The organism is Paenibacillus cisolokensis, from assembly GCF_050481165.1.
GTDB classification, from domain to species: domain Bacteria; phylum Bacillota; class Bacilli; order Paenibacillales; family Paenibacillaceae; genus Paenibacillus_AH; species Paenibacillus_AH cisolokensis.
The window spans coordinates 1-1,218 of sequence record NZ_JBCNFP010000218.1 but is presented as its reverse complement, the minus strand read 5'-3'; the positions used below and the strand labels follow the sequence as shown (position 1 = coordinate 1,218).

The window sequence follows — 1,218 nt, the reverse complement described above, 5'->3', positions numbered from 1 at the left end:
TTTGAAAAAAGTCATGTCCGTAATCGACGATTTGGATTTTGGCGAGATCTACGTTAATCGCCCCCATGGCGAATCCGTTCACGCATTTCACAACGGATTCAAATTAAGCGGGTTGGGCGGCGAAGATGGAAAGCATGGTTTGGAAGGATATTTGCAGAAGAAGACGATGTACATCAATTTTTCATAACAGATGTTTGATAAATTGAAATCCTGATACTTTGGCTACTCGAAGAAATGGAAAAACTCCCGTTTTGCACTGAAGCAAACGGGAGTTCTTTGCTATAGCCAGCCAAGTCGGCGGATTTTCAATTCTTTTATGGCGTGTACATGGCCCGCATCGATGGCACAAACCCCAATCTCTTGGAAATAAGATGGGATTTTTCGAGAATATGGGCTTCAATTTTTTCTTGTTGTTCAAAGATTTTATCTGTAGGTCCCGCTACACTGACAGAGGCAATGACTCTTCCGGTGTAATTGAAAATCGGGGCGGCGATGGAACTCAAGCCTTCATCAAGTTCTTCCCGATTTATGGCTACACCTTTTTGCCTTATCCGGCTAAGTTCTTGCAGAAATTGCTGATGATCGGTGATGGTTGTTGGGGTATAACGTTTCAAACCTTTTTCACTAATGATTTTGTCTACGGTTTCTAAAGAGAAGTAGGCCAAAATTGCCTTTCCCAGTCCTGTACAGTGAGCAGGACTTCTGGTACCCAATTTGGCGTTCATAATGAATGAAGAGGTCCCTTCCACTTTGTAAATATAAATAATTTCCCCCTTGTCAAATACAGCTAAAAACGATGTTTGTCCTGTTTGCGTCGCCAAATCTTGCATGTGAGGGCGAGCCGCTTCAACCAGATCGGAGTTCTGCAAACCTGCCATTCCAATTTCAATGGCTTTTAATCCGATAAAATATTTTTCGGTTCCGGGATCTTGCGTAACGAACCCGTGGTTTAGCAGCGTTTCAAGAATACGGTGTATCGTACTTTTTGGTAACTGAGTGGTTTCGGATAATTCACTGATTCCTGCGCCGTCCGCTTTTTCTGAAAGGCATTCCATCAGAAATAAAGCTCGTTCCAATGTTGAGCTGGTTTTTCCGATTGAATTTGAGTTCATCTCCAACCACCTTTGTCGTCTCACTAACTTTAAAAATGTTAATGCATTTTCACGAATATGTCAACAAAAAAGAGTTAACTAAAACAAAACCGTAAATTGCAAGAAT

General features: G+C 41.6%; 2 protein-coding genes. One reads left to right on the top strand and one right to left on the bottom strand.

Going from position 1 to position 1,218, the window contains the following annotated elements; genetic code table 11:
* Positions 1–187: aldehyde dehydrogenase family protein (locus ABEV74_RS23205; RefSeq protein WP_430150122.1), on the top strand; the 187-nt coding region annotated here is incomplete at its 5' end.
* 127 nt (positions 188–314) lie between these two features.
* Here the strand turns inward: ABEV74_RS23205 and ABEV74_RS23200 are convergent.
* Positions 315–1,112 carry an IclR family transcriptional regulator gene (locus ABEV74_RS23200; RefSeq protein ID WP_430150119.1) on the bottom strand — a complete coding sequence of 266 codons (798 nt, stop codon included), beginning with the start codon at positions 1,110–1,112 and terminating at the stop codon, positions 315–317.
* Between the last annotated feature and the right edge of the window lie 106 nt (positions 1,113–1,218).

What these genes read in the sequence shown, in the direction of transcription:
- ABEV74_RS23200 (WP_430150119.1), bottom strand. Translation starts at nt 1,112, where the DNA reads ATGAACTCAAATTCAATCGGAAAAACCAGCTCAACATTGGAACGAGCT.